This window comes from Rhodococcus sp. H29-C3, assembly GCF_030063405.1.
Classification (GTDB): domain Bacteria; phylum Actinomycetota; class Actinomycetes; order Mycobacteriales; family Mycobacteriaceae; genus Rhodococcoides.
This window is the reverse complement of record NZ_JASITC010000005.1, coordinates 39605-62805: the sequence shown is the minus strand read 5'-3', so window position 1 is coordinate 62805 and position 23201 is coordinate 39605. Positions and strand designations below refer to the sequence as shown.

The window sequence follows — 23201 nt, the reverse complement described above, 5'->3', positions numbered from 1 at the left end:
AGCAGGTATGGTTGCGCTTGTGACCGACTTCTTGCTCCCCATTGCAGGCGAGGAAACCGAACGCTGCGATGCAGCACGTAACCGCCGCCTCCTACTGGATGCAGCCACCGAACTGGTCGCCACAGTCGGGGCGGACGCAGTCACGATGGACGCACTGGCCGCCCGAGCCGGTGTGGGCAAGGGCACAGTATTCCGCCGATTCGGAAGCCGAACCGGGCTCATGCAAGCGTTGGTGGACCATACCGAGAAGGAGTTGCAGCACGGCTTCCTGTTCGGTCCCCCACCGCTGGGCCCCGGGGCGGATCCGATCGACCGATTGGTCGCGTTCGGGCGCGCCCGGTTGAACCTCGTCGAGGTCCAAGGAGAGGTCATGCGCGCAGCGGAAAACTCACCGGAACTGCGATATTCGGCTCCTGCGCACAGGGTCAACTACACGCACGTTCTGAACCTCCTCCGAACTGCCCGCGTGGAGGGCGACCTCGAACTCCTCGCTTACGGACTCCTGACGCCGCTCGAAGCAACACTCGTCCTGCACCAATTCCGTGACCTCGGCATGTCGATGCAGCGGCTCGCCGACGGGTGGGAAGACCTGGTCCGCCGAGCAACCCGTCAGGAGAGCCCCTCCACCGCAACCGCAGCGCGGTGAAGTGCCGCACCGTACGACGGACCGTGTCCGGCTGCGTGCACAGCCAAAGGATGCAACTGGTGCAACGGAATACGCCTCTCCCAGCCCTCGCGCAGTCGAAACACCGACTGATAACCGTCGACGATATCGGTCAGAAGTGGACAACCGAACAGTTCCAGCATTGCCAGATCGGTTTCACGGTGACCGCCGTGCGCTGCCGGATCGATCATCACCGCGGCGGAATCGGTCCAGATGACATTTCCGGTCCAAAGGTCTCCGTGAATGCGGCTCGGCGACTCTCCATCTTCGGCACAGCCCGCACGAACTCGCTCACACGCACGCTCGATATCAGCCGCCTGACTCGGCGTCACGTTTCCCACCTCGAGCGCTACCCGCAGGAACGGAAGAACCCTTTCCTCGACGTAGAACGAGCCCCACGATGGGTGTACGACGCTCGACATCGGCCTTGCACCGATGAAAAGCTGACCGTCGAAACCATCTGGAGGACAACCGAACCCAGGAGCTCCACTGCCGTGAACGGTGGCGAGGCCGGCCCCGAACGCGCGGGCCGCGGCCTGCGTCGGCGAGCCTGGATCAAGTCGGGCCAGATCGATATGTGTCGGTCCGACGTCCAGCACATCGACTGTCGCGCCGCCGCCCGCTCGTAACCATGCAAGCCCGGCTGCCTCGGCTGCAAAGAAGTCGGGGTGGGCACTGCGATCGGACTTCGAAAAGGTCTTCGCTGTCATCACGTGCAGTGTACGGAGCACACCTAAGATGGCGTGATGGCTCTCATCCGTTCGGAATTGCGCACTCGAATTCAACGTGAACTCGCGGTCCAGGCGACCATCGACCCCGCCTCCGAGATCACCCGACGCGTCGACTTTCTCAAGAACTACCTCCGTTCGACACCTGCCACGGGGTTCGTGCTCGGCGTCAGTGGCGGTCAGGACAGCACCTTGACCGGAAAGCTGGCTCAACGCGCGGTCACCGAACTTTGCAGCGAAGGCGCCGAAGCAGGATTTCTTGCTGTGCGTCTCCCCTACGGCGTGCAGGCCGACGAAGACGATGCATCCATCGCACTGTCGTTCATCGATCCCGACCGGACCGTGACGGTCAATATCAAAGCATCGGCCGACGCAGCGGCCGCCTCGGTGGCGGACGCCCTGGGCAACGAGGCGGTTCGCGACTTCGTGCGCGGCAACATCAAGGCTCGTGAGCGCATGGTGGCGCAGTACGCGCTCGCCGGCGAACTCGGTTACGTCGTGGTCGGCACTGACCATGCAGCCGAGGCGATCACCGGATTCTTCACCAAATTCGGCGACGGCGGGGTGGACATCACACCTCTTACCGGACTGACGAAGCGTCAGGGCGCCGAGCTGCTGCGAGAACTCGGTGCACCGGAGAGCACGTGGAAGAAGGTGCCCACGGCGGACTTGGAGGACGATCGTCCAGCGCTTCCCGACGAGGAGGCCCTGGGTGTGACGTACGCGCAGATCGACGACTACCTCGAAGGCAAGGACGTAACCGAAGAGGTCGCAGCGAAACTGGAGAGGATGTTCTTGAACTCCAGGCACAAGCGCACGGTTCCCGTCACACCGTTCGACGATTGGTGGACTACCGAGAACTGAGCCCTCGGGCTAGCCGCCCGCGAACGGTGGCAGGATGTCGACTCGCTCACCGAACGTCGCTGTGGGATCACGCGTGAGATCGTCACCGATCAAAAACGCAGACACGCGCAGAACATCGGCCACCTTTCCGCCGTGTCTGTGAGCTACCGCAGCTTTCAACGCCGCGATATCACTGCCCATGGGCAGGTCGAATGTTTCGGCGGCACATCCCGACGCGTCCGCCGCACCGGCGAAGTAACGAACCTCAACCACCTATTGCTCCCATACTTCTCGTCGGTGGGACGAAACCTTCGGCATCGATTCCGTGTCCTGCCCACTTGTTCCACATTGCGCCACGCCACAGTGCGGCGAGTTCGTCGTCGGTTGCTCCCCCGCGCATGGCCGCCCGCAGGTCGGTTTCCTCATCGCTGAACAGACACGACCGCACTGTTCCTTCGGCAGTGAGCCGAGTTCGGTCGCAGTCGGAACAGAAGGACCTGGTGACGGACGCGATGATGCCCACGGTGGCGTCGGTTCCGTCGACTGCCCACTCCTCGGCCGGCGCAGACGGATCCTCGCGACCGATTTCGGTGAGGTCGAAACGGGTAGCGAGCACATCGAGCAGTTGCTGCGCGTCGAGCATGTTGGAACGCGCCCATTCGTGATCGGCGTCGAGCGGCATCTGCTCGATGAATCGAAGGGCCACGCCTTCGTTCAGGCACCACTCGAGCAGGTCACCTGCACCGTGCAGCGTCTCCGGCATCAGTACGGCGTTCACTTTGACAGGGTTCAATCCGGCTCGCTTCGCTGCCCGGATTCCTGCCATGACGGACGGCAGACGATCGCGTCGGGTGAGTTCGGCGAAATGCGCTCGGTCGATCGAGTCGAGTGAGACGTTAACACGGCTCAGTCCTGCTTCGACGAGGCTCTCCGCCCGATGCTCCAAACCGATGGCGTTGGTGGTCATCGCAAGAGGAATGCCGGGCACTCGCTGTGCGCATCGAGCGAGAATGTCGGTCAGATCGGCCCGCATGAGCGGTTCACCACCGGTGAAGCGCACTTCTTCGACGCCAAGCCGATGTACCGCGAGGGACACCACTCGCGCGATTTCCTCGGCAGTGAGCAGGTTCTCGGCTGGAATTACCGGCAGACCTTCTTCAGGCATGCAATAAGTACAACGGAGCGAACACTTTTCGGTGATAGACACCCGCAGATCGCGCGCCACCCGGCCGAACCGGTCCATCAGAACCGGTACATCGGGCCGGTCGTCAACCGTGAACACCCCAGGACTCTTCGAAGATCCGGTGTTATTCGAAGAGTCAGGGCCCTTTACCGAGGGGATACCGAGTCCGACGACACTGCTGACGGTCATGTGCACCCTCCTTGTGAAACAAGAGCGAATCCTCGCTCCGACAACGCTACGTGGTCCAGTATGCCGTTCCTCACAGAACGCGGGGCCTCGGCCGCCCCCAATTTCGAAAACACGCACGCCTAGGATCGAATATATGAAGATCCGCGCCAAGTCGGCCCCGAAGGCGAGCGGAGCATGAGCGCGGCCTCGGTCGAAGACCATGCCGCTCACGTCCGACGCCTACTCGATCCCTTGAAGACACGTACCGCAGAGTCGGTCCCGCTGAGCGATGCACTGGGCCGTGTCGCCTACGCGGACGTCGCTTCGCCGGTCGATCTTCCACTGTTCAGGAATTCGCAGATGGATGGATACGCAGTCCACTCGTCTGCGATCACCACGGTTCCGGTGACCATGGCAGTGGCGGGCACAGTGGCCGCGGGTGCGACGGGGCCTGGCGCACTGCAACCCGGGACCAGCGTCAAGATCATGACCGGCGCCCCGGTGCCGGAAGGCGCGGACACCATCGTGCCCGTCGAGCACACGACTGCAGGTGACGAGCATTCGGTAACGATCGAGGTCTCCCGGCAACCCGGCGACTACGTTCGCGAGCAGGGAAGCGATGTCATCGCTGGTACCACGCTGATCCACGCAGGCCAGCTTCTCGAACCCCGTCACATCGCAGTCCTTGCCGCAGTCGGCTTGTCGCACACGCAGGTTCGCAGTCGTCCACGGGTTGCCGTGATCACCACCGGAGCCGAACTCGTCGAGGCAGGCTCGTCGCTTCGGCTCGGCCAGATTTTCGATTCCAACGGCATCGCACTGGCATCTCATCTTCGTAGCAACGGCGCCGAGGTCACGGGCATACACCGCAGCTCGGACCAGCCTGCGGACTTCCGTCGAATCGTCACCGCTGCTGCCGCCGAATCAGAGCTCATCGTCACCTCCGGCGGGGTGTCCATGGGCGATTTCGAGGTCGTGAAGGATGTGTTGCTCCCACTGGGCGGACAGTTCGGGCCGGTTCGGATGCAGCCAGGCGGACCTCAAGGGACAGCCGTCGTCGATGGCATTCCCGTATTGAACTTTCCGGGCAATCCAGTGAGCACCGTCGTCTCGTTCCTGGTGTTCGCACGTGATGTGCTGCGTGACGCAGCAGGCTTGCCGCCGGTGCCGACCCGGGTGGCGAAGTTGGCGACAGACGTCACCTCGGTCGCAGGCAAACGGCAGTTTCTGAGAGGAAAGGTCGAGGGAGAAACCGTGACATTGATTGCCGGAGCAGGTTCGCACCTCGTTGCCGCGATGGCATGGGCAGATGTGTTGGTGGACGTGCCCGTCGAAGTGACCGAGATGACCGCGGGGTCCGAAGTGACAGTGGTGCCGCTATGACCCGTTTTTCTCATGTAGATTCCGAAGGCCGCGCCCGCATGGTCGACGTATCGCACAAGTCCGACACCACCCGATTAGCTGTCGCTGCAGGTGAACTGGCGACCACTGCCGAAGTTGTGTCCCTCGTCCGCGCCGATGGAATGCCGAAGGCAGATGTGTTGGCCACGGCTCGAATCGCGGGCATTTCCGGGGCCAAGAAGACCTCGGAGCTGATACCGCTGTGCCATCAGCTGGCACTGTCTTCGGTGGATGTGCGCTTCGGATTCACCGAAACGACGATCACTGTCGAGGCAACGGCAAAGACCACCGGCCCGACTGGAGTGGAAATGGAGGCGCTGACGGCCGTCGCCGTCGCGGGTCTCACTCTCCACGACATGGTCAAGGCCGTCGACCCGTCCGCAACCATGAACAACGTCCGTCTGCTGAGCAAAGAGGGCGGAAAGCGTGGGCGATGGTCTCGGGGCGTCGAGAAGACCCACGAAACCACCTGCGCTGGAACGAGATCGGCTGTCGTGCTCGTCGCGTCGACCGGTGGTGCGCGAGGCACCCGTGAGGACACCACCGGACCGGTGATAGCGCGGTGGCTGCAGGAGCGCGAGTTCACTGTTCGCGGACCGCTGGTATTTGCCGACGCCGATATCGCATCCGGTCTGGACGACGCATTGACCGGTGCGCCGTCACTGGTGATCACCACTGGGGGCACGGGCGTGTCACCGACCGATGCCACTCCTGAGGCGACGCGAGCAGTTCTCGATTGCGAACTCCCAGGGATCGCCGACGCGATTCGGGCCAAGGGGACGACCGTCACTCCTCATGCGACCTTGAGTCGTGGACTGACCGGGCTCGCAGGAACGACCGTCGTGGTGAATTTACCTGGGTCCCCCGGGGGCGTGAAGGACGGACTCTCGGTTCTCGGGCCAATCCTCGACCATCTGCTCGCGCAGGTTGCCGGTGACGGTCTGCACGCCGAAACACAGGAAGGCGAATTGCCGTGAACGAGCCTTTGGCGAAGATCTCGAAGGATCGGATCGATATCGACATCGTCGAGACCGCAGTCGCCGGGCCGGAGCACGGCGCGGTCGTACTCTTCAGCGGTGTGGTGCGCAATCACGATGGTGGACACGCTGTTTCCGCGCTCGAATATCAGGCACATCCTGATGCAGAGAAATTTCTCCGTGCGTGTTGCGCGGAGGTGGCGGCAGAATCAGGGTTGCCCGTCGCGGCAGTACATCGTGTCGGGGACCTAGTCGTCGGCGATATCGCACTGGTCGCCGCGGTCGCGTCCCCACATCGGGCGGAGGCCTTCGCGACGTGCGCCACGCTGGTCGAACGCATCAAGTCCGAAGTTCCCATCTGGAAACGACAGCATTTCGCCACGGGTACCTCGGAATGGGTCGGTCTCTGACTGCTGCAGCAGGGCGTCTGTTCACGCCGGCTTCGAAGTATATCGATGGACCGGTAGCATCGCCGCTCGATCGGTCGGGTCCCCGGTGCGACGAATACAGTCGAGCAGGCGCACCTCGATGAATTCTTCATCGATATCCGTTCCGATCAACACCAGTGAGGTCGCTCGCCGCTCGTCGCGTCCCCAGGGGGTCGATTCGAATCGGATGTGACGACCGACCGTGCCGAGTACGTACTTTCCCGCGTAGCCATCCACCCCGAAATACACGAACCCTTTGGCACGGTATACCTCTCCCGATGGATTCTTCAGCACCTCGATGAAGCGGCGCGGATCCATCGGCTCTTCGGTCTCGAAGCTCGTAGTCGTATAGGCGGCGTGCAGATGCTGAGAGTGATCGCCTAGATCCTCGTCCTCGTACAGCACCTCGTCGAACGACAATTGCCGTGCCGAGCTTCTGTCGTCAGCACGTGTCGGAACATCGAAAAGTAACGCTGCGTCGACACGGCCATGTCTGGTCACCATGATTGGGACGTCTCCGACCGTCTCACGGACACTGTCGAAAACCGCGGCCGTCTCGGCATCGTCGAGTCGGTCGGTCTTGTTGAGCACCACGAGGTCTGCGAGTCGGAGGTGTTGTTCGATCTCGGGATGCCGTGCGACGGTGGCGCCGAATTCGACTGCATCGACGACTCCGACAAGGCCTCCGTAGACGATCGCCGAATTCTCGCTGGCAAGCACCATCCGAATGAGGCTTCTCGGCTCAGCGATGCCACTGGCCTCGACAACGATCACGTCGAGTGCCCTCGCGGGCTCGGACAGAACGTCGAACATCGAATCCATTTCCTCGATGTCCACGGCGCAGCAAATGCACCCGTTGCCGAGGGACACCATCGAATCTACTTGACCGGCAACCATCATCGAATCGATATTGATGGAGCCGAAGTCGTTGACGATGACTCCGATGCGAATCCCTCGATTGCGCCGAAGCAGATGGTTGAGCAACGTCGTCTTGCCTGCACCGAGAAATCCCGAGACGAGAATTACGGGAATCCTTCGGTCTCCGAGTGCACGCGCCACGAATCGTGAGGTTACTCGGTTGCGAGCATCTGCTTCAGCAGGCCCTGCGCGAAGTTCGACACAGATCGAACGTTGTCGTCGGTCACCAGATCCGACAATCCGTCGATCCCGACGGAATCGACGTAAGGCGCGATCCCCGCAAGCAAGCGCGCGAGCGGACTCCCCCCGGACGAACTCGGGGCGGCTTCGAGCTTCGGCTTACCCGCCGCAGGGGTCGCCGTGGCCGAGTCCGACGGTGCTTCCGGTCCAGTCTCCACGGATAGTGCCGCGACAGTGGTGTTCGGTCCCAGAAGATAGTCGATCAGCCCGGTGGAGATCGCGATGGCGTGCTTCAGCTGCCCCTCCGGGCTTTCGAGCACAGCCGCGTCGTCAGGATTGGAGCCGTTTCCCATCTCGACGAAAACCGAAGGCACAGCGGTGAGTGCCGGCCCGGCGATGTCGGAACGCTCCTGCAGTCCGTCGACTACCCCCGCGTAGTTGGCGGCACTGAACCCGGCTCGCTCGTACGCGTCGCGCATCAGATTCGATGCGGCCCGACCACCGTCCGACTGGGCCGCGTTGGCAGCTGCGTCGGGAATGGGGAGCGTGGGAACGATCAGGTGGAACCCGTGCTTGTCCGCATCGGTGCCCACAGCCGTCGAGTCCGCATGGATGCTGACAGCGACGTCCGCTCCGGACGCACTGGCCGCCCGCGCTCGATCATCGACACAGCCGCCCCAAACAGAGTCGTCGGCACGGCTCATGACGACCGAGGCGCCCAGGCTTTCCAGACTCGATTTCACCAGCTGAGCGACGTTCCAGTTGATGGTGTGTTCGGGAACGCCGTCGACGGTAGTCATCCCTGATGTTTGGCAGTCCTTGGTGCCGCCACGGCCGTCGTCGACCTGCGCAGCCAGATTCTCGGTGTGGCCGGCGCCTTGGTGACCGGGATCCACGAAGACCGTCTTGCCGTCGAGCTCCACACCCGAAGGGGCGGCCGACGCTGTTGCAGGAATCATCAGCGCGCCTGCCATCACACCTGCGGACAGCACGCCGAGCACGGAGGTTCTGTTCATCAAGCAGTTCGACACACTCTGACAAAGAGCGTGCCACTCCCCTTTCACATTGAGAATCAGCAGCCTCTGTGGCATACACGAGTATCAACAGACACTTTCGTCACAAGTGAAGCAGAGAGTGGGGCTGATACGGTCGCGCGATACCGCCAGATCCGAATCTGCAAGCGGAATGTGAGCAAGTCGACACCGAACCGTTGCAGTAGGAGTAGTGAACCGGCCACGGAGTAGTGCATCTCGCGGTAGAACAGGTTCATGACGTTCGTGATTCTTCAACCCTGCTGCAACGACGCATCGTGCGTCGATGTGTGTCCAGTCGACTGTATTCACCCCACCCCGGACGAACCTGGCTTCATGACCTCGGAAATGCTGCACATCGATCCGGATACCTGCATCGACTGCGGTGCATGTGTGGACGAATGCCCCGTCGACGCCATCCGCGCCGACCACGAATTGGAGCCCGAGCAAGAGCGATACCTCGGGATAAATGCCAACTACTTCCAATTTCACCCGATGCAGAGCAGCGGGTACAACACGGTTGCGTCGCCCTTCAAAGGCGTCGACTTCACCGGCCGCAGAATTGCCATCGTCGGATCAGGCCCTGCGGCGTTCTATGCCGCCACCGAACTCGCATCCATCCGCGGTATCGAGGTCGAGATGTACGACCGCCTGTTGACCCCGTACGGGCTGGTTCGGGCGGGCGTAGCACCCGATCATCCAGGCACCAAGGCTGTAACCGATCTCTTCCGCGCGGTCGGCGGCAAAAAGTCGGTACGAATCCATCTCGGCGTCGAGATCGGCTCGGATATCTCTCACGAAGAACTCCTCGAACACCACGATGCAGTCATCTACGCGACGGGCGCCTCCAACGATCGACGCCTCGGGATTGCAGGGGAAGATCTTCCCGGCTCTCACGCAGCGGCCGAGTTCGTCGGGTGGTACAACGGCCACCCCGACTACGCCGACCGCAGCTACGACCTGACCAGCGAAAGAGCAGTCATCGTAGGCAACGGAAACGTCGCCCTCGACATCGCTCGTGTTCTGCTGGTTTCGCCTGACGAACTCGAGAACACCGATATCGCCGACCACGCGCTGGAGGCATTGCGAGGCAGCAAGATCCGCGAGGTGGTAGTTCTGGGACGGCGTGGGTCAGCCCAGGCTGCGTACACGAACCCCGAATTGATCGGGTTGATGAATGCTGCCGACATCGACATCGTGTTGTCAGCCGACGAAGCCGAACCGGACCCCGCCACTTTGGCAGCTCTGGAATCCGGCACCACCGAACCCTCCACCGCGTTGAAGGTGGAACTGGCTCGCGAAATTGCAGCCGGAGACGGCCAAGGCGCAGGATCCGACCCGAACCGGAAGCGCATTGTGCTCCGCTTCTGTGTTTCTCCTGACGAGATACTCGGAGAAGAGTCGGTCACCTCTGTTCGTCTGATACACAATGAACTTCGAACCGACGAGTCCGGCACGGTGAAAGCCCAGCGAACCTCGACCGAAGAGATGCTCGACACCGGTCTGATTCTGCGTTCGGTCGGTTATCACGGAAGCGAAATACCAGGCGTGCCGTTCGATTCCGGTGTCGGCGTGATTCCTAACAAAGATGGCCGCGTGATCGATAATTCAGGCGAAGCGGTATCCGGAACCTATGCAACGGGCTGGATAAAGCGCGGGCCCACCGGCGTAATCGGAACCAACAAGAAGTGTGCGGCCGAGACCATTCGGAGCCTTCTCGAAGACATCGCTGCGGACCGACTTCCTCATGCCCGCGCGGATCGAGCGGAACTCGACCTATTGCTCGAGAAGAGGGCGCCCGACGCACTCGACTTTCCTGCATGGGCACGCATCGACAAAGCAGAGGTTTCGGCTGGCAAAGACACTGGGCGTCCTCGCGTGAAGTTCGTCGGCTTGGACGAGATGAGGCTCGCAGCTCAGCCTCCGAGTACAGATCTTTCCTGATCCCAATTATTCGGCTCCCAGAGCTTGGGCGATATCGTAGATTTTCTACTGGACAGATGAATACATGAACTTCCGATACACAGTCGCTGACATGGATTATTCGAGTGTTCGGTCGTATAGTTTCCTGAGTTCTACTTGGATTCATCCCGATTGATCATTGGAGACCTCCAGAATGGCCAAGAAAGTTTATGTTCAACTGGTCGACGATATCGACGACAAGCCGATCGACTCCGGCGGAGAGCACATAAGCTATTCCGTCAACGGCGTCAGCTACGAGATCGACCTCAGCGACAAGAACGCCAAAGAGTTCCACCGAAAGCTGGATTACTACATCGAACACTCGGCCCGTGTCGGCGGTAAGCGGGCCAAGAGGACCGTCGGCGCCACCTCGACCGGTCAGAAGCGCGATGCCAATCAGACGAAGGCTATCCGCGAGTGGGCAAAATCCAACGGATACACCATTTCGGCTCGGGGCCGAATTCCGTCGGACGTCGAGAACGCCTTCGACGCTGCTCACTGACCGGTCTCGGCACTCGGCCCGGCGACCGAGGCTGCAGCAAGTCGGAACAAGGAAAATGGGGGCCACCAAGAGGTGGCCCCCATTTTCCTTGTTCACCGCCACAAACAGCGCAAGCCCTGACCAGGATCACCGGTCAGGGCTTGCGTGTACTTCTTCTATCAGGACGAACTCGGTGGAGCTAAGGGGACTCGAACCCCTGACCCCCACACTGCCAGTGTGGTGCGCTACCAGCTGCGCCATAGCCCCGTGCTTCACACCCGCACTGTTCTGCGGTTGCTCGAACGAAGTTACACCATGGCCGCATACTGCGACAAATCCGCTGCTGGAAAGCAAATGTCCGGTCAGCCGATCGATTCGATCCAGGACGAGTCGCGGAGAGCATCGACGACCTGACCATCGACGAGAACACCGGGGGTTCCGGCCGCGCCGGCCGCGGACAGGGCTTCACGGGCGCTCGCCGCGTCTGCTGCGGCCACATCGGTCATCGCCCCGGACAGAATGCACTGCGCGGTCGCCTCTCCTGCGCCACTCTTTTGGGCGAGGTCGGCAAGTTCGGTGTCGGTGCGGTCGGAATCACCGTTTTCTTCGGGTTGAAATTCTGCGCCGAACAGGCCTGCGTGAAATGCCGAATAAACAATTGCGTTTTCGGATGCGGCGACACAATGCGATGCAGCAACGGCCCGACTCGAGTAGCTCCCGCTCGCCGAAGAAGCGTCCAGTTGAGGAAGCACAACCAGGTGATACCGAACGGCTATCGCACCCTCGTCGATCTTCTGTGCCAACTCCTGGCCGTGCTTGACTTCCAGATCACCGCAGAATGGGCACATCGGATCTTCGAACAGATCCACGACCGGCGCGGCATTTGCTGCTGCTAGTTGGACGACGCCATCGGGAAGAATGGTCAATTCCACATCTGGATTTTTGACCGTTCCGTAACCGTCATTACGCGGGGTGTCACTGCCGCGCTGCCACATGACCGCCACGACGACGACCACAGCGACCACGAGTACCGCCACCGCGGCCAGAACGTACGTAGAGGTACTGGACGTCGGTTGTGGGGTGTACTTCGCACTCGATGTTCGTTTTTGGCTCACGGTGCAAATAGTACGGAGTGCTATCCAACGGACGCGCGAGGTGCCGGAAACAGTTCATTGCTTACGGGCAGCTGCTTTTGCCGCACTCGCCGTATCCGTTACGAACAGCCACCACACTGCCGCCGCGATCAGAATTGCACCGGACATCACGAAGGCCGTTCCGTAGGAGTAGTACTCGACCACCATTCCGGCGACGATGGGACCGAGGATCGCCCCCACGTCGGACGCCATTTGGAACGTCGAGAGAACCGGGCCACCGCGTGCACGGGAGCCGATGATGTCAGCCACCGAAGCCTGCTGCGCCGGTGTCATCAATCCCGACCCGAAACCCGCAACGAAGGAGGCGATCATGAACAGGGCCAGGTTATCGGTCAGACCGATGGTGGCAGTTCCCACGCCCGCAACGACAAGGCCTGCAACGACGAACGGTTTTCGCCCGCGGACGTCGGACAACCGCCCGGACGTGATCAGCACGAGTGCATTTCCGACGGCGAATACCGCCAGCGCCACTGCAGCCACCGCAGCCGAACGGTCGAGAACTGCGACGACGAACAGCGGAACCAACGCAACGCGCACACCGAACACTGCCCACCCCGTTGCGAAATTCGAGGAAAGAGCAGCCCGGTATGCGGGCACTTTCAACGCAGCGCGCAGCGACATGATCGGTACTGCAGAATCGTGCTCGGATTCGGTCGAATCGACATTACCGAGGCTGAAATAGACGACAGCAGCAGCGATGATCAGAGCGATTGCGTAGATGATGAAGGGCGCCCGTAAACCCAATCCGACGACCGCGCCGCCGACGAGCGGGCCACCGATCGACCCCATCAGGAAGCTCGTCGCGTAGAACCCCGATACGCGTCCGCGGCTGTCTGCCGGGCTCATTCGGATAAGAAGGCCCAGAGCGGACACCGTGAACATTGTCGAGCCGATACCGCCGAGACCCCGAAAGATCAGGAGCTGCCAGTAGGTTTGGGAGAAGGCGCAGGCGCCGGTCGATGCAGCCACGATCAACAGACCTGCCAGGTACACCGGTCGCTCACCGAGCTTCTGCACCAGGAGTCCACTGGCAGGCGCGAACAAGAGTCGCATCGCCGCGAATACGCTGATGACCGCCGATGCAGCGACTACACCGACACCGAATTCGGTGGCGAACTGTGGAATTACCGGTGCGACGATGCCGAATCCAAGAGCTATCACGAAGCTCGCCGAGATCAGGACCCATATTTGCGACGGCAGTGCGCCACCCTTCACCTCGTCGGTGGGTTTCGACGCTGTCACGATCGGTCGAGTGCCTGCGACACCAGTTCTCTCGCAGCGGTCTGAACCTGCGCGAGATGATCTTCGCCCTTGAACGATTCGGCGTAGATCTTGTAGACATCTTCGGTTCCCGATGGACGGGCAGCGAACCACGCGCTTTCGGTGGTCACCTTCAGTCCCCCGATCGCGCCGCCGTTACCGGGCGCGGTAGTCAATGTGGCCGTGATCTTTTCCCCCGCGAGTTCGGTTGCGGTGACCTGATCAGCAGAGAGCTTCGCCAGGACGGCCTTTTCCTCTCTTGAAGCGGGCGCATCGACCCGCGCGTATACGGGACTGCCGTACTGCGCCGTGAACTCGGCGTAGCGCTGGGACGGCGTCATGCCCGTGACAGCGGTGATCTCCGAAGCGAGCAACGCAAGGATGATGCCGTCCTTGTCCGTCGTCCATACCCGTCCGTCGGTTCGCAGGAACGACGCTCCCGCCGACTCCTCGCCGCCGAATCCGAGACCGCCGTCGAGGAGTCCTGGCACGAACCATTTGAATCCGACAGGGACCTCGAGCAAGTCTCGGCCGAGGCCTGCGACGACACGATCGATCATCGAAGACGACACCAGAGTTTTTCCGACTTTGCAGTTCGGCGACCAACCGGACCGGTGCGTGAAGAGGTAGTCGATTGCAACTGCCAGATAGTGATTGGGATTCATCAGACCACCGTCCGGTGTCACCACTCCATGACGGTCCGAGTCGGCGTCGTTTCCCGTGGATATGTCGTACGAGTTCCGTGCTGCGATCAACGACGCCATCGCGTTGGGAGACGAACAATCCATTCGGATCTTTCCGTCGGTATCGAGTGTCATGAAGCGGAAAGTCGCATCGACGAGCGGATTGACGACAGTGAGGTCGAGGTTGTGACGCTCGGCGATCGCCTGCCAGTAGTCGACACTCGCACCACCGAGCGGATCGGCGCCGATGCGCACCCCGGCGGACCTGATCGCGTCGAGATCTACGACGTTCGGCAGATCCTCGACATACGTTCCGAGGAAGTCGTACTTGTCCACCGAGCTACTGAGTGCGGTCGACAACGACGCACGCTTCACACCTGCCAGTCCACCGCGCAGAATCTCGTTCGCACGGTCCGCGATGACGGACGTGGCGTCGCTGTCCGCGGGACCACCGTGCGGAGGGTTGTACTTGAATCCGCCGTCGCGCGGCGGATTGTGCGAAGGTGTCACGACGATGCCGTCGGCCTTGGCCGACGATCCGGCCGAGTTGTAGCGCAGAATCGCGTGACTGACTGCGGGCGTCGGCGTGTATCGATCTCCAGAGTCGACGAGTACCGAAACATCGTTTGCGGCAAGAACTTCCAACGCTGTGGTCCACGCGGGCTCGGACAGCGCGTGCGTGTCACGGCCGATGAACATCGGGCCGGTGATGCCCTGCGAGGCGCGGTATTCGACGATTGCCTGCGTCGTTGCGAGAATATGAGCCTCGTTGAACGCCGTATCCAGACTGGATCCACGGTGACCGGACGTCCCGAAAACGACGTGTTGGCCCGGATCCGACATGTCCGGAGTACGCGAGTAGTAGGCCGTGACCAGCTGGGCTACGTCGACGAGATCCTCGGGCAAAGCAACCGAACCAGCTCTATCGTGCGCCACGATGCGCCTCCTTCTAGTGTCCGAGTCAACCCGGGGTCAACAGTAGTTGGCTTGCCCGGACTTGCGTCGGTGCACCTACGAACTGCTCTTTCGAGAAGGCGGAAGCGGTACGAAGTAGCTCGTGCGACGCTGATACTCGCTGTACCCGTCTCGATTCGCCATCGACTTCTCCAGTAATCGCGCTCCGGTGGCGAAAACCAGAAAGTACGTCATCGCGATCGGTGAAAGAAGCGTGAACACGCCGGGCCAGGCGGACGCTCCGATGAGGAAGATGCCCCACCACACGCAAGCGTCACCGAAGTAGTTCGGGTGACGTGTCCAGGACCATAGGCCTTTATCCATGATCTTGCCCCTGTTGGCCGAGGCAGCTTTGAACGCACTCAACTGTGCGTCGCCGATGGCCTCGAACGCCAACCCGACAGACCACAGCGCGACTCCTACTGCCGCTACGAGCGCAATGGACCCATGCGCGACGGCCGAGACCTGGACCGGGAGCGAGACGAACCACAGCGCGATGGCTTGAGTGAAATAGATCTTGCGCAGCGCATACAGCGTCGGGTTGCCCGGTGCCCTCGAGAGCATTTCCTCGTAGCGGGGATCCTCCCCTTTGCCGCGGGAGCGACGAAACATGTGCAGCGCGAGACGCATACCCCATAACCCCACGATCGCGGCAAGAAGTAGTCGACGCCAGAGTTCACCCGTACCCACTGCAGCTGCAACGAAGGCAATCAACACGAAGCCGGCGCCCCACGTCACGTCGACGACGTTGTGCCTGCCGATTTTTGCGCCGATCAAGGCGGTGACCAGCATCAGCACGGCCGTAGCGACAAGGCTGGATCCAGAGACGGCCAGGAACCCGGTCCAGTCGAAGGTCGTCATACCGGCTTACCAGCCCACTGTGGGCGAACAGGTTCGAGTTCGACCCGGCCTCGGGGGCCTGGGCGCACAGCCAGGATCTGATCGACCCCCATCCTTCCGTCACGGAAAGCCATCCCGCCGCCGATGAGGTAGAGCCGCCATACGCGGGCAACCTCCTCACCGACCAACGCAACCACCTCGTCCCACCTGCTTTCGAAACGATCGGTCCACGAGTCGACCGTACGGACGTAGTGCTCACGCATCGCATGCACGTCACGGACCTCGAGGCCCGCTTCCTCGATCATCGCGACGGTACGACCGACCGGACGCATGTACATGTCCGGCGCGATGAACGACTCGATGAACGCACCTCCCCCCGGATTGTCACCCTCCTTTCGAGACATCTGCTGAATCAATACGCGACCACCGGGCCGGACGTTGTCGAACAACGCTGCGGTGTAGAGCGGATAGTTCGATTCGCCGACATGCTCGCCCATTTCGATCGAAGCGACCGCGTCGAACGGCCCGTCTGATATTTCGCGATAGTCCTGGATCCGTATCTCCACCCGGTCCGCGAGACCACGATCGGCAATCCGCTTGTCGATGAACGCCTTCTGCTCGCGCGAAATCGTCACACCGACCACACGTGCGTCGTAGTGCTCGGCCGCGTGCAGGCTCAACGAGCCCCAACCGCACCCAATGTCGAGAAAACTCTGTCCCGACGAGCGATCGAGTCCGATCTTGCGGCAGACAAGATCGAGCTTGTCCCGCTGTGCGTCTTCGAGGGTGTAATCATCGGCGTCGGAGGTCCAGTAGCCCGACGAGTAGGCCATGCGCGAGTCGAGAACGAGTTCGTAGAAGTCATTGGACAGGTCGTAGTGATGACTGATCGCCGCTCGATCTCTCATCAGCGAATGCAACCGGCCCTTGACCACAGCCTGTGACCCCGGCGGAGGCAATGGCCGCCCGAAAACTCCGAGCTCGCGTGCCAACGCCGCCAACCGAATCAAAGCTGCGGGCCGCGGCCTTATCGCAGTCCAGTTTCGCGATTCCACCTCGGACCAGACGTGGTCGAGTGCAACCGCGAGATCGCCCTCGACGTCCAACTCCCCCAACACATACGCCTGTGCCGCACCCAGCTCGCCCGGGCTCCACAGTAAGCGCCGCAGCACATTCGGGCTGTTCAGCTTCACTCGAGGAGCATGCACCGGTCCCGCGGCGCTACCGTCCCATGCCTCGACTCGCACCGGAATCTCACCACCGACCAATAAACCGATCAAGTCCGCAAGACGTGGTGCGACCGATCGAGAAGCCTGTGTTTTCGCTGCGCTCACTTCTCCCCCTTTCGATCCAATACGATCTGCTGCACATCGAGATATCCGGATCGGAACCCCGCCTCCGAGTAACACAGGTAGAAATGCCACATTCGATCGAAGACGCTGTCGAACCCGAGCTCCGCGGTGTCCGAAGAATGAGCACAGAATGCCTCGTCCCACATTCGGAGCGTGCGAGCGTAGTGATCACCCATCGACAAACGCTCGCGGACGCGGAGAGTCGTCTGCCGCTCGGTCACATCCTCGATTGCACGCACCGACGGCAGAAACCCACCGGGAAAGATGTACTTGTGAACCCAGGTGTAGGTGTTGCGGGTTGCGAGCATGCGGTCGTGCGGCATCGTGATTGCTTGAATCGCAACGCGTCCCGACGGGGCCAGCACGCGGTCGATGGTTTCGAAATACGTTCCCCAGTACTCGTGTCCCACCGCTTCGATCATCTCGACCGACACGACCGCGTCGTATTCGCCGTCGACCGAGCGATAGTCGAGCAGATCCACCTGAACACGGTCGGAGAACCCGGCGGCGGCAATCCGCTTGCCCGCCAATTCCTGCTGCTCGATGGACAAGGTCACCGAACGAACCGTTGCCCCTCGTGCGGCCGCAAGAATCGCCAATTCCCCCCAACCAGTACCGATCTCCAGGACTCGGCTTCCGGCGCCGACGCCGGCGCGATCGAGCAAGCGGTCAATTTTTCGCCGCTGCGCAGCAGCAAGCGGTTCTCCGTCGTCACGTGTTCCGGTCTCGCGAAACAGACCACTCGAGTACGTCATCGTCTCGTCCAGAAACAGTTCGAAAAGCTCGTTGGACAGGTCGTAATGACGCGAGATGTTCGATCGCGTGTTCCTCGTCGTATTTCGTTCTCTGCGGGGCGGTTTCGGAACATAGAGACCTCGCATCCGCTGAAGCGACTTGGGGATGAGCGATGCCATGCGGGTAGCAAATACCTCCAGCACCGCGGTCAGATCTTCGGCATCCCAGTCGCCCGCCATATATGCTTCACCGAATCCGATCAGACCGCTCTCGCCGACGCGCGCAGCGAAGTCTTTCGGACGGCGGACAACCATGAGCGGCGAGGTATCGATTCCACCGCCGAGGATCGTACCGTCGTCCATTCGAACCCGAATCGGCAGCCTACCAACGGCTCGGCGAAACAGGAAGCCAGCGACCGACGCCGCAACCTGGGCTTTCAGGCCCGCCGGCACATGCACGATACCTGGCCACACCTGTCGATCGATTCCTGACTTCGGATGAACAATCGTTGTCATCGAGATGCCTTTCCTACAGCTGGAGCGCTCGGCCGGGAACGCAGGGGAAGTCCCCTCATCCACAATCGAATCCCCTGCCAGCGAATCTGAATCACTACTCGAAGCGGGGCCATGGGTATGGCCAGGGCGGTCCGGATTATCGCGCCCGTGTCCGCCGTCATGCGCTTTCCGGTCACGGTCGCAACGAACGGCGGTTGGTTTTCACGTTGCAGAACGATGGACAAGTGCAGCCTCTCGTTCGGTTCCGGTAACCGCATTCGATACTCGCCGTCGACATCGTTGAACGGAGAGACGTAGAACTTCTTCGGCGTGCGGGCCGATCCGTGTTCGTCGACATCGAGTAGGTAGGCGTGAGACTCCTTGTAGGTGTTGTGGACCTCGGCGACGATGCAGACGAGAGCCCCGTCGGGGTCGTGGCACCAGAACACGCTGAGGGGGTTGAACGTATGGCCGAACACCCGACTGTTGGCAAGCATGGTGATTCGGCCTCCGTGAAGGTCGATTCCACGTTCGGCAAGGTAGGCGTCGATGTTCTCGCGGATGGTCCGTTCGGGATCACCGATGTGATCGCGGGCATCGAATCCGGCCAGAGGTTGAACCCACGTGCGCAACCGAGGCATATCGTCGAGATCTACGAACCAGCTGAAGCTCTTGTACCGAAATCTGTTCTTCAAAGGCGCCGTACGTACGTGCTCGATATCGGTGGAATAGATCGAACTGTTTGCCGACCTTGGCTTGGCCGAGGAGTCCGCAGTCGTCATGTCCACCGACCTCCGAGCCGCTCAGCCGCGACCAGGCCCGATCGCGCACCGTCCTCGTGAAAACCCCAACCGTGGTAAGCCCCAGCGAAAGCTACTGTGTCACTGTTCAACTCAGGTAGCCTTCGCTGCGCCGCCAGGGAGTCAGGGGTGTACTGCGGGTGCTCGTACAACATTTCATCGAGAACCGATGTCGGAGCAACGGAACCTGCGGCGCCAAGGGTGACGAGGTAGCGGCCGGGTCCGTCGAGACGTTGAAGGCGGGTCAAGTCGTAGCTGACCAGAACGTTGTCCGGGCTGGCTCCACACTCCGGTATCCGATAGTTCCACGACGCACGGGCCCGAGATGCCACGGGCAGGACCGACTCGTCGGTGTGTAGCCGAGCCTGATTCACCGAGTAGGGCATCGCCCCGAGAATTTGATGGTCGAGAGCAGTCGGTTCGGCAAGGATCTTCAGTGCTTGGTTCGGATGCACCGCCACCACAGCCGCGTCGAAACGTCGCAGAACATCCGAGCCGTCACGAATGTCGACGCCGTCGGCGTGCCGGTAGACCGCTCGCACCGGGGTCGAGAGGTGAATGTCATCGATGTGTTCAGCGACTCTTCGAACATATTCGATCGACCCCGACGTGACGGTTCGCCATACCGGGGATCCAGTGACGCTGAGCATTCCATGATGGTCGAGGAAGGTGAACAAGTATCGAGCCGGATAGTTCAACGCGACGGCGGGATTACACGACCAGACCGCCGACACCACGGGAGCCATGAAGTGGGAGGAAAAGTAGTCGGAGAACTCGTTTCGCGCGAGGAAGCTCCCGAGCGTTTCGACGGCGGCAGCGGATTGCGAGTCGATCGCGGCCATCGCTTCACGATGAAAGCGTTTGACTTCGAGCAGCATAGACAGATAGCGGGGGCGAGCAAGAGTACGCAGCGACGGGACTATGCCCCTCATCCCTTGTCCGCCGGAATACTCGAGTCCACAACCGTCACACCGGATGGACATACTCATGTCCGATTCCTGTGTCGGCACGTCGAGCTCGCCGAACAGCCGCAGCAGTGTCGGATAGGTGCGGTCGTTGTGCACGATGAACCCAGTATCGACCCCGACTCGCCCTTTCGTTCCGTAGACATAGTGGGTGTCCGCGTGACCGCCGAGCCGTGCATCCGCCTCGAACAAGGTGACGTGGGCGGATTTCGACAACACATAAGCCGCCGTCAGCCCGGCAATTCCGCTTCCGACCACTGCCACCGATCGGCGCGTCATTTTTCGATCCCAGCTCTCCGCGATCCGACATAGTGCGAGGATTCGTTCAGTGCCATAGCCAGGACGGCACTCTTCACTGTGCGCACCCACATGTGTGATCGCCGAATCATGAAGTGACCACCCGGCATGTCGACGAACTCGGCATCGACTCCGCGCCCGACTGCGTGCACCACTTCCGTGCGCGCCTTGCTCGCATCGGTCCAGCTGTCGGACACCCCATGCAGAACTCGAATTCGCTGGCAGACTCCGATTCCCGCCAACTCTCCGCCGTCCGGCCACCACGGAGCCAACGCCACCAGCCCGTCGACCAACGGATCGTCTGCTATTGCAGCAGCAACCCGGCCTCCCATGGAATGGCCGACCACCACCACGCGGACGCCCGGATACTCGCGATGGATGCGGATCAATGCCCACCGCGCATCGCGCACCGGGCTCCGCTCGACACCATTCCAGCCGCGATACCGGTATTGCAGTTGTTGCACGACGATGCCTTCACTCCGCCCGGCTCGACGGAGTGCCCACGTGAACTGCCTCATCCGCAATCCGGAGAGATGCCACGGTCGACTGCTTGCGTGGCTGGCGACCTTGCCGCCGTGCAGAACCAGCACGACGCAGCGGTCCTGCCCTTCCGAGGGCGCCGAGGCGTCGGTCCACAGTTTCGGCTCGAGCCGTTTGTCCATACCCACTATTCGACGCCGTCGCCGCTCTGGGTTGGGTGCACCGAAATTCGGAACTAATCCGGGCGGCGTACACCCTCAGCGAGGTCGATCCCGAACAGAAAAGCGCCGGGCCGTAGAGAGCTTGTGCTCTTCTACGACCCGGCGTTTACGTGGAGCTGCCGGGAATCGAACCCGGGTCCTCTGCTGCATTGCCAGGGCTTCTCCGTGTGCAGTCTGCTATGCCTCTACTTGGATCTCCCGATCTCGCAAACAAGCCAGGATGACGATCCCAGCCACTGTTTGATTTTCCTCATCACTCCGTGGCCGAGTGAATCGGTAAGCCCTCTAGCTGATGCCAGTACCCGGACCGAGGGCAAGCCCGGACTGACAGACACGCAGTCGCTACTTAGGCAGCGAGTGCGTAGTCGCGCTGATTGGAATCGGCGCTTATATTTTTGCGATGACGCTTACGGTGGTCTCTCGCCTGCACCGACACGCTTCCCCTGACTCAACATACAAAGTCGAAACCGTTCAGCCCCGTATGTTCCGAAGCACTGTGCTCCGGCTTGTCAGTGTAACGCGTGCGCCGAGCAGAATCATCCCGATACCCACCGTGGTGTGTCAGGCGCGGTCGACCTGCCGCACAACCGCCTGCAGCGTACGACCCAGCACAACCTTGCGGGCCGGCAGAGACCCGTACCAAAACACCCTCCCTGCGAGTCCGCGTGGGAAGAAGTAGGTTCGCTGTTCGAGTCGAGTACCACCGCCCGCCGAGATCACCTGGTACTGCATCCGCGCGTCGCCCGGCAGTGATGCGGTAGACCGCAACCGAACCTCACCCGAGTTTTCCTCTTCACGATCCTCCCGACGCCAGCCCTTCAATTCGCCCGATTCGACAGCGCCTCGCAGTCGACTACGAATCTCACTCGGCCCGCTGCCGAGAAATACGCTGCGACTGTCGCAGTAGAGGACCTCCCCGGCCCACGTCGGATCGGTCGGCAGTGGATCGGACGGTTGCGCCGAGTCGGAGTCGGACCACGTCGTTTCGGTCTCCCCTTCCTCGATGTTCCGCAGCGCGAGACGCACGGACTCGCGATAAGAAGTCAGACCGTCTGCAGGTCGAGGGATGATCGAATCGACGTCCATTTCGTGTGCGACGGCGTCGAATTGCAAAGATTCGATGAGTGGCATGGCCAGTCCGCGCGGGATCGGGGTGACCAATCCGATCCAATGGCCGGCGAGACGCGGCGTCAACACCGGCAGCACCACCATTCGACGCTGGCGCAGCCCGGCAACCCCCGCGTAGATGTTCATCATTTCGCCGTATTCCATGACGTCGGGGCCTCCGACGTCGAACGTTCGGCTTTCCTTCAGATCGGCCTCGGCGGCACCGATGAGGTAGTGGAGCATGTCTCGCACCGCGATCGGCTGAATCCTGTTGTGCACCCATCTCGGCGTCGTCATGACCGGTAGACGGTTCGTCAGGTGCCGGATCATCTCGAAGGACGCCGATCCCGAACCGATCACGACACCGGCCTGGAGCACCAGGGTAGGGACCGAGGATTCGATAAGGATCCGACCTACTTCAGCGCGAGATTGCAGATGCTCCGACAGCTCGCCGTCGGTGGGGTGCAGTCCGCCCAGGTAGACGATTCTTCCCACTCCGCTTTCCGCGGCGACGTCGGCGACGTTCTCAGCGCCGGTACGCTCGGCATCCGCGAAATTGTCGTGGCCCACCGAGCCCATCGAGTGAACGAGGTAGTAAACGACGTCCACATCCGCGAACGCAGCCTTCAGGGAATCTCGATCGTTGAGATCACCCTGCGCGATCTCGACGTCTTCTGCCCACGGAACACCATCCAGCTTGTCGGGGTTACGCGCCAACACTCGCACTGTGTAACCGGCGTCGAGAAGCCGCGGAGCGAGGCGTCCTCCGAGATAGCCCGTCGCTCCGGTGACAAGCACGCGAAGCGGGGTCGAGTTGATGTTGGCGGTCATCAACCCCTGATACCCCCGTAGTGGGTGATTCAACCGGGATCGGCGGGACAATCATGTGCACCCA

At 61.4% G+C, this 23201-nt stretch carries 22 protein-coding genes, 1 tRNA gene and 1 other RNA gene; 7 read left to right on the top strand and 17 right to left on the bottom strand.

Features of this window, described 5'->3' with window-relative positions:
- The first annotated feature begins 19 nt into the window (after positions 1 to 19).
- Positions 20 to 646, top strand: coding sequence for a TetR/AcrR family transcriptional regulator (locus QMK32_RS13280; RefSeq protein WP_283475434.1), 627 nt, complete (start codon positions 20 to 22; stop codon positions 644 to 646).
- On the opposite strand, the gene QMK32_RS13275 is transcribed toward QMK32_RS13280, so the two are convergent.
- A complete protein-coding gene (locus tag QMK32_RS13275; RefSeq protein ID WP_283475432.1) occupies positions 610 to 1374 on the bottom strand; it encodes a fructosamine kinase family protein in 765 nt (254 codons plus the stop codon). The two genes, QMK32_RS13280 and QMK32_RS13275, sit on opposite strands and share 37 nt — an antisense overlap.
- Before the next feature lie 36 nt (positions 1375 to 1410).
- On the opposite strand from QMK32_RS13275, the gene nadE reads away from it, so the two are divergent.
- Entirely contained in the window at positions 1411 to 2256 is an 846-nt protein-coding gene (gene nadE, locus QMK32_RS13270) for an NAD(+) synthase (RefSeq protein ID WP_283475430.1), read from the top strand.
- Between the two features lie 9 nt (positions 2257 to 2265).
- Here the strand turns inward: nadE and QMK32_RS13265 are convergent, their stop codons facing one another.
- Positions 2266 to 2508, bottom strand: a complete 243-nt coding sequence (locus tag QMK32_RS13265; RefSeq protein WP_269303353.1) for a MoaD/ThiS family protein — start codon at positions 2506 to 2508, stop codon at positions 2266 to 2268.
- Positions 2501 to 3607 (bottom strand): GTP 3',8-cyclase MoaA, encoded by a 1107-nt coding sequence (gene moaA / locus QMK32_RS13260; RefSeq protein WP_269303351.1) that lies wholly within the window; start codon positions 3605 to 3607, stop codon positions 2501 to 2503. The genes QMK32_RS13265 and moaA overlap by 8 nt, the downstream gene beginning before the upstream one ends.
- A gap of 174 nt (positions 3608 to 3781) precedes the next feature.
- Between moaA and QMK32_RS13255 the strand changes: the two genes are divergently transcribed.
- The 3 genes from QMK32_RS13255 to QMK32_RS13245 are packed head-to-tail and all read left to right on the top strand — an operon-like array spanning position 3782 to position 6374.
- Positions 3782 to 4969 (top strand): molybdopterin molybdotransferase MoeA, encoded by a 1188-nt coding sequence (locus tag QMK32_RS13255; protein WP_283475427.1) that lies wholly within the window; start codon positions 3782 to 3784, stop codon positions 4967 to 4969.
- Positions 4966 to 5964, top strand: a complete 999-nt coding sequence (gene moaCB, locus QMK32_RS13250; protein ID WP_283475425.1) for a bifunctional molybdenum cofactor biosynthesis protein MoaC/MoaB — start codon at positions 4966 to 4968, stop codon at positions 5962 to 5964. Before QMK32_RS13255 ends, moaCB begins: the two co-directional genes overlap by 4 nt.
- Positions 5961 to 6374, top strand: a complete 414-nt coding sequence (locus tag QMK32_RS13245; protein WP_283475423.1) for a molybdenum cofactor biosynthesis protein MoaE — start codon at positions 5961 to 5963, stop codon at positions 6372 to 6374. The genes moaCB and QMK32_RS13245 overlap by 4 nt, the downstream gene beginning before the upstream one ends.
- Positions 6375 to 6395: 21 nt before the next feature.
- On the opposite strand, the gene QMK32_RS13240 is transcribed toward QMK32_RS13245, so the two are convergent.
- Together QMK32_RS13240 and QMK32_RS13235 are read right to left on the bottom strand one after the other, a co-directional pair.
- Complete coding sequence (locus QMK32_RS13240) at positions 6396 to 7451, bottom strand: CobW family GTP-binding protein (RefSeq protein ID WP_283475421.1); 1056 nt, start codon at positions 7449 to 7451, stop codon at positions 6396 to 6398.
- An 11-nt stretch (positions 7452 to 7462) separates the two neighbouring features.
- Positions 7463 to 8506 carry an N-acetylmuramoyl-L-alanine amidase gene (locus QMK32_RS13235; RefSeq protein WP_283475419.1) on the bottom strand — a complete coding sequence of 348 codons (1044 nt, stop codon included), beginning with the start codon at positions 8504 to 8506 and terminating at the stop codon, positions 7463 to 7465.
- 252 nt (positions 8507 to 8758) lie between these two features.
- On the opposite strand from QMK32_RS13235, the gene QMK32_RS13230 reads away from it, so the two are divergent.
- Together QMK32_RS13230 and QMK32_RS13225 are read left to right on the top strand one after the other, a co-directional pair.
- Positions 8759 to 10465 (top strand): FAD-dependent oxidoreductase, encoded by a 1707-nt coding sequence (locus tag QMK32_RS13230; RefSeq protein WP_283475417.1) that lies wholly within the window; start codon positions 8759 to 8761, stop codon positions 10463 to 10465.
- 172 nt (positions 10466 to 10637) lie between these two features.
- On the top strand, positions 10638 to 10985 hold the full coding sequence (locus QMK32_RS13225; protein WP_283475415.1) for a histone-like nucleoid-structuring protein Lsr2: 348 nt from the start codon (positions 10638 to 10640) through the stop codon (positions 10983 to 10985).
- A gap of 173 nt (positions 10986 to 11158) precedes the next feature.
- On the opposite strand, the gene QMK32_RS13220 is transcribed toward QMK32_RS13225, so the two are convergent.
- The 12 genes from QMK32_RS13220 to QMK32_RS13165 form a co-directional block, all read right to left on the bottom strand.
- A tRNA-Ala gene (locus QMK32_RS13220) sits at positions 11159 to 11231 on the bottom strand.
- A 95-nt stretch (positions 11232 to 11326) separates the two neighbouring features.
- A complete protein-coding gene (locus tag QMK32_RS13215) occupies positions 11327 to 12079 on the bottom strand; it encodes a DsbA family protein (protein WP_283475413.1) in 753 nt (250 codons plus the stop codon).
- Positions 12080 to 12133: 54 nt separating this feature from the next.
- Entirely contained in the window at positions 12134 to 13360 is a 1227-nt protein-coding gene (locus tag QMK32_RS13210; protein WP_283475411.1) for an MFS transporter, read from the bottom strand.
- Positions 13357 to 14997 (bottom strand): phosphoglucomutase (alpha-D-glucose-1,6-bisphosphate-dependent), encoded by a 1641-nt coding sequence (gene pgm / locus QMK32_RS13205; protein ID WP_283475410.1) that lies wholly within the window; start codon positions 14995 to 14997, stop codon positions 13357 to 13359. The genes QMK32_RS13210 and pgm overlap by 4 nt, the downstream gene beginning before the upstream one ends.
- Positions 14998 to 15072: 75 nt before the next feature.
- Positions 15073 to 15876: a DUF1295 domain-containing protein gene (locus tag QMK32_RS13200; protein WP_283475408.1), complete on the bottom strand. Its 804-nt coding sequence runs from the start codon at positions 15874 to 15876 to the stop codon at positions 15073 to 15075.
- Complete coding sequence (locus QMK32_RS13195; RefSeq protein WP_502943595.1) at positions 15873 to 17189, bottom strand: class I SAM-dependent methyltransferase; 1317 nt, start codon at positions 17187 to 17189, stop codon at positions 15873 to 15875. The genes QMK32_RS13200 and QMK32_RS13195 overlap by 4 nt, the downstream gene beginning before the upstream one ends.
- On the bottom strand, positions 17186 to 18457 hold the full coding sequence (locus tag QMK32_RS13190; RefSeq protein ID WP_283475406.1) for an SAM-dependent methyltransferase: 1272 nt from the start codon (positions 18455 to 18457) through the stop codon (positions 17186 to 17188). Before QMK32_RS13190 ends, QMK32_RS13195 begins: the two co-directional genes overlap by 4 nt.
- Positions 18454 to 19218, bottom strand: coding sequence for a DUF1365 domain-containing protein (locus QMK32_RS13185; RefSeq protein WP_283475405.1), 765 nt, complete (start codon positions 19216 to 19218; stop codon positions 18454 to 18456). Before QMK32_RS13185 ends, QMK32_RS13190 begins: the two co-directional genes overlap by 4 nt.
- Positions 19215 to 20480 carry an NAD(P)/FAD-dependent oxidoreductase gene (locus tag QMK32_RS13180; protein WP_283475403.1) on the bottom strand — a complete coding sequence of 422 codons (1266 nt, stop codon included), beginning with the start codon at positions 20478 to 20480 and terminating at the stop codon, positions 19215 to 19217. The genes QMK32_RS13185 and QMK32_RS13180 overlap by 4 nt, the downstream gene beginning before the upstream one ends.
- On the bottom strand, positions 20477 to 21160 hold the full coding sequence (locus QMK32_RS13175; RefSeq protein ID WP_283475401.1) for an alpha/beta hydrolase: 684 nt from the start codon (positions 21158 to 21160) through the stop codon (positions 20477 to 20479). Before QMK32_RS13175 ends, QMK32_RS13180 begins: the two co-directional genes overlap by 4 nt.
- Before the next feature lie 147 nt (positions 21161 to 21307).
- Positions 21308 to 21678: a transfer-messenger RNA gene (ssrA, locus tag QMK32_RS13170) on the bottom strand.
- A gap of 82 nt (positions 21679 to 21760) precedes the next feature.
- On the bottom strand, positions 21761 to 23137 hold the full coding sequence (locus QMK32_RS13165) for a DUF2867 domain-containing protein (protein ID WP_283475399.1): 1377 nt from the start codon (positions 23135 to 23137) through the stop codon (positions 21761 to 21763).
- Positions 23138 to 23201: the final 64 nt, after the last annotated feature.